The following is a 5,689-nucleotide window of genomic DNA, read 5'->3' on the forward strand; positions in this document are numbered from 1 at the left end:
CACGGCGTCGGGGGTCTCCAGCGCGCGGCGTATGACCAGTTCGTGGATCGCGCCGACCGGGAGTTCTCCGCCGTCACCCGCCCACGACTCCACCAGCTCCCGCTCTGTGTCTCCCAGCAGGACGACGTCCCCGAACGCGGTGTCCGGTTCGCAGACCATCGACTCCAGCACCCGCACATACGAGTCGCGCATCAACGAAACCTGGACGGGGGCCAGTTCGCCGCTGTCGTACTCCATCTCCAGGCTCAGCCCCTGGTGCCCGGGCTCCTGGCTGACGGCCACCAGCAACGGGAAGTGGGTCCGCCCGCCTCCGGTCGCACGGGCGCGATCGTCGTCCGTGTCCGCCCCACCGGCGAGTGCGTCGATCTGGCGGAAATGGTTGTACACGAAGCCGGTCTCGAAGAGCGGTTCCCCGCCCAGTTCGCGCTGGATCGCGGACATCGGGTACCTGCGATGGGGCAGCAGGTCCTGCTCGGCCTCGAACACCGCGCGCGCGAGGTCCCGCCAACTGCCGTCCGGCAGCTCCAGCCGGAACGGCAGCGTGTTGAGGAAGAGCCCTCGCACCTCGGTGCCGTCGGTCTCCTCCAGCCGTCCGTTGGATGACAGCCCCGTGACGACGTCCCGGCTGCCGGTGGCGAGGCTCATCACCCGCAGATGCGCTGCCAGCAGCACGGACTTCAGCGGCACCCCACAACGCCGGGCGAACCGGTCGAGACCATCGCCCAGACCGACCGGCAGGGGCGTGACCAATTCCCCGTGCCGGCGCTCCGCGTCGTTGCGGTGCACCTCGCCCGCGCTGCACAGCCCCGCGAGTCCGTCGGGAAGAGCAGTGGTGTGGCGGGGGAGGCGGGTGCCGGGGCGGTCGGTGAGGAGGTTGTGCCAGTAGGTGGTGTGTTCGGGGTTGGTGAGTGCGTTGTGTTCGGCTGCGATGTAGTCGCGGTAGGTGGAGCGGAGGGGCGGCAGTGTGGGGGTGTGGCCGTCGAGGAGGGTGTGGTAGGTGTCGATGATTTCGGCGAGGGTGGAGGCGAGGCTCCAGCCGTCGAGGATGGCGTGGTGGTCGGTGACGGTCCACTGGAAGGCGTCGTCGGACAGCACATGGACCGTCATCCGGAACAACGGCGCCACCGCTACCGAGAAGCCCTCGTCCTGTTCGCCACGGACGCACTCCGCCACCGCCGCCCGTTGCGTACCGTCGTCCTGATCCCGCAGATCGACGACGGTCAGCGGCGGCTCGGCCCGCTCGTGCACGAGCTGAACCGGCTCGCTGTATCCGCTCAGGTCGAACGAGGTACGCAGGACATCGTGTCGGCCCACCGTCAGCTCGACGGCCCGCCGGAAGGCGTCCTCCCCGAACCGCTCGCCGAGCCGCACCGTACTGACGTTGTGGTAAGGATTGCGGTCCGGGTCGATCTCCATCTCGTAGACCATGCCGACCTGCAGGGCCGCCATCGGATAGGCGTCCACCAGCCCCTCCGGCAGCGCCTGCCGGTCCTTCGCCGACAACAGGACGAACGGCTCCGCCGTCGGTGCGGGGAGCAGGTCCGCCGTCACCGCAGTCACCTCGGTGCCCAGCGCGGCGAGCGTCGGCGACCGGAACAGCACGGGCAGCGTGAGCAGCAGACCCTCCTCCCGGGCCCGTCCGATCACCTGAATGCTGCGGATCGAGTCGCCGCCCAGGTCGAAGAAGTTGTCGTGCCGGCCGATCCTGTCCACCCCGAGGACCTGACGCCAGATCACCGCCAGCCGCTCCTCCACCCCGGGCAGCGGCGCCACGTACTGGGACGACAGCTCCGGGCGGTCCCCGGACGGTGCGGGGAGCCTGTCGCGGTCCACCTTGCCCTGGGCCGTCAGCGGGAACGCGTCGAGAAACACGAATGCCTTCGGCAGCATGTACTCCGGCAGCTTCTCCCGCAGCGCCGACCGCAGTTCGGACACATGGGGCGCCGGGGCGTCGCACACCACGTACGCCACCAGATCGGCCCGGCCCGACGCGTCCCGCTGCGCTGCCACGACACACTGGCGAACGCGCGGATGAGCGCCGATCGCCGCGCTCACCTCGCCGGGCTCCACCCGGTAGCCGCGAATCTTGACCATGTGGTCGACCCGGCCGAGGAACTCCACCCGGCCCTCGGTCGACCAGCGCCCCCGGTCACCCGTGCGGTACAGCCGAGCACCCGGCACGCAGGGATGCGGCAGGAAGCGCTCGGCGGTCAGCGCGGGTCTGCCGAGATAGCCGCGTGCGAGGCACGGCCCGGCCACGTACAGCTCACCCGGGCTGCCCACGGGCACAGGATGGCCGGCCTCGTCCAGCACCCGGACCTCGGTGTTGGCCAGCGGTGTGCCGAGCGGCAGCGGGCCGGCCGGGAGCGAGTCCGCGGTGAAGATGCCGCAGACGGAGAACGTGGTGGTCTCCGTCGGCCCCCAGCAGTTGACCAGCTCAAGTTCAGGGCGACGGGCGAGGATCCGGCCGGCGTGCGGTGCGGAAACCGTCTCACTGCCGGTGAGCAGTCGGCGCAGTCCGTCGAACGTCTGCGGCTGCTCGTCCACGAGCAGGGTGAACAGCGAGGCGGTTGCGTGGAGGACCGTCACGCCGTGATCCGTCACCCAACCCGCCACATCGGCCGGGGCGTACCGTCCCGGTGGAGCGAGCACGAGCCGGGCCCCCGCCGCCAGCGGCGCCCATATCTCGAAGGCGGAGACATCGAAGGCGACCGTCGCGATCTGGAGAACGGTGTCGTCCTCCCGCAGCTCCATCGCGGGGCCGCCGTGCAGCAGCTCGGTCACGTTGCGGTGCCGGGTCACCACACCCTTCGGCCGTCCTGTGGAACCGGAGGTGAAGATGGCGTAGCAGGCGTTGTCCGGCCCGGCGCCGGCCTCCGGGACCCGGCCGGGCGACGCCTCCTCGGGAAGCACGACGGTGTCCATGTCGAACGTCTCCCACGGCCCCTGCGGAACCAGCTCCGCAGTACTCGCCCCGGCCAGGACCACCCGCACGTCCGCCTCCTGGAGCATGTCCGCGAGCCGGACCGCGGGGAAGGAGACATCCAGCGGTACGTAGGCCCCACCGGCCTTGAGTACGGCCAGCAGCCCGACGACCAGTTCGGGCGAACGGTCCAGGCCGACCCCGACGAAGACCTCGGGGCCGACGCCCAGCCGGCGCAGATGACGGGCCAGCCGGTCGGCACGCGCATCGAGTTCGCCATATGTCAGGGACCGCTCCCCGGAGACCACGGCGACGCGGTGGGGTTGCGCCGCCGCCCGCGCCTCGACCAGCTCGTGGACGGGTGTGGACGGGACAGCGGCTGCGTTGTCGTTCCAGCGCTCCAGCAGAGCCCGCTCGGCCTCGCCGAGCAGGACAGCAGCTCGGTGGGCGGCGTCCGGATTCTCGGCGATCGCCCGCAGCGCCCGCAGGTGGTAGTCGCGGATCAGACGCATCTGCTCCGCGGGGAACTCCCTGGCGTCGTACTCCAGCTCCATCCGCATACCGGACAGGCCCGGTTCGCGGCTCATGGCCACATGCAGCGGGAAGCTGGTCCGGGCGACACCGGCGGCCGTCTCGTCGTGCGGCCCGGAGACCGAGGCACGGCCCCCCTCGGCCAGTTCGTCCACGTGGCGGAAGTGGTTGTAGACGAAGCCGGTCTCGAACAGGGGGTCGCCGCCCAGCGCACGTTGCAGCGCCGGCATGGGGTACCTGCGGTGCGGCAGCATCTCCCGTTCGGCATCGAACACGGCGCGCGCCAGATCCGCCCAGCTGCCGTCCGGCAGCCGCAGCCGGAAAGGCAGCGAATTGAGGAAGAGCCCCCGCACCTCGGTGCCGTCGGTCTCCTCGAGCCGCCCGTTGGACGACAGCCCTGTGACGACATCCGCGTTGCCGGTGACCAGACTCAGAACCCGCACGTGGGCGGCCAGGACGACGGCCTTGAACGGCACACCGATCCGGGCGGCGCTGCCCTCCAGCGCCGACAGGAGCTCCGGCGGCACGACGGTGACCAGCGCTCCGTACCCGCCGGTGCCGTCATGCTCATGCACCTCGTCGTCGAGCCGGTCCCCGATGAGCAGGGTGTTGCCGTTGCCGTTGCCGTTGCCGTTGCCGCTGTGGCTGTGGCGGGGGAGGCGGGTGTCGGGGCGGTCGGTGAGGAGGTTGTGCCAGTAGGTGGCGTGTTTGGGGGTGGTGAGTGCGTTTTGTTCGGCTGCGATGTAGTCGCGGTAGGTGGAGCGGAGGGGCGGGAGTGATGGAGTGCTGCCGTCGAGGAGGGTGTGGTAGGTGTCGGTGATTTCGGCGAGGGTGGAGGCGAGGCTCCAGCCGTCGAGGATGGCGTGGTGGTCGGTGACGGTCCACTGGAAGGCGTCGTCGGACAGCACATGGACGGCCATCCGGCACAACGGCGCCACCGCCGGATCGAACCCCTTCGTCCGCTCCCCACGGACGTAATCGGCCAGCTCACGCCGCTGCCGGGCCTTGCTCAGCCCGCGCAGATCCACCAGGCCGAGAGGTGTTTCGACTTCCGCGTGCACCAATTGCATCGGCACGGACAGACCACTGAGGTCGAAAGAGGTACGCAGCACAGGATGCCGCTCCACCACCATGGACACTGCCGCACAGAAGGCTTCCTGCTCGAACCGGCCCGGGAGATGCAGCGACGTCACATTCAGATAGGGGTTGCGGTCGGGGTCGCGTTGCATTTCGTAGACCATGCCGACTTGGAGTTCGGCCATGGGATAGGCGTCGTCGAGGTGGTCGGGGAGTTGGTTGCGGTCGTGGGGTGTGAGGAGGGAGAAGGGCTGGGTGGTGGTGGGCGGTGTGGTGGTGGGCTGGGTTGTGGCTGTGGTGGTGGCGAGGCCGGCGAGTGTGGGGTGGTGGAAGAGGTCCTGGAGGTGGAAGGTGAGTCCGTTGTCGCGGGCTCGGCCGAGTATCTGGATGCTGCGGATGGAGTCGCCGCCGAGGTCGAAGAAGTTGTCGTGGCGGCCGATGCGGTCGACGCCGAGGATGTCGGCCCAGATGGTGGCGAGAGCTTCTTCGGTTCCGGGAAGGGGCGGGGTGAACTCTGTTTCGAGGGCAGGGCGTTCGGTGGTGGGGGCGGGCAGGGAGCGTCGGTCGAGCTTTCCCTGCGGGGTGAGGGGGAGGGCGTCGAGGAGGACGAAGTTCCTCGGGATCATGTAGTCGGGGAGATGTCCGGCGAGGGCGTCGCGGAGTTCGCTGGTGGTGGGCCGGTCGGTGCCCGGTCCCGGCACGAGATAGGCGACCAGATCCGTACGGCCGTTCGTCTCCTGATACGGAAGGACAACGGCCTCAAGAAGACCGGCCAACCGAGCCAACTGGGCCTCGATCTCGCCGAGTTCGATGCGGTATCCGCGGATCTTGACCTGTGCGTCGGCCCGGCCCAGGTATTCGAGGTCGCCGGAGGGTGTCCAGCGGGCGAGGTCCCCACTGCGGTAGAGCCGGGCCCCCGGTGTCCGTCCCAGGTGATCGGGGACGAAACGCTCAGCCGTGAGGGCCGGCCGCGCATCGTACCCGCGCGCGAGCCCCGCCCCTGATACGTACAGTTCGCCGATGACACCGATCGGCGCGGGATTGCCGTGCTGATCCATGATCCGGAGTCGGAGGTCCGGGAGGGCCCGCCCGATCCTGGTGGTGCCGTTGTCCAGTTGGTGTTCGTCGATGTCGTTGGTGGTGACGTGGACGGTGGTT

At 69.7% G+C, this 5,689-nt stretch carries 1 protein-coding gene; it reads right to left on the minus strand.

Going from position 1 to position 5,689, the window contains the following annotated elements; all coding sequences use genetic code 11:
- On the minus strand, positions 1–5,689 hold a 5,689-nt coding region (locus tag ACIPEK_RS46120; RefSeq protein WP_402008885.1), incomplete at both ends, for an amino acid adenylation domain-containing protein.

The organism is Streptomyces sp. NPDC088246 (genome assembly GCF_044741025.1).
Lineage (GTDB): Bacteria > Actinomycetota > Actinomycetes > Streptomycetales > Streptomycetaceae > Streptomyces.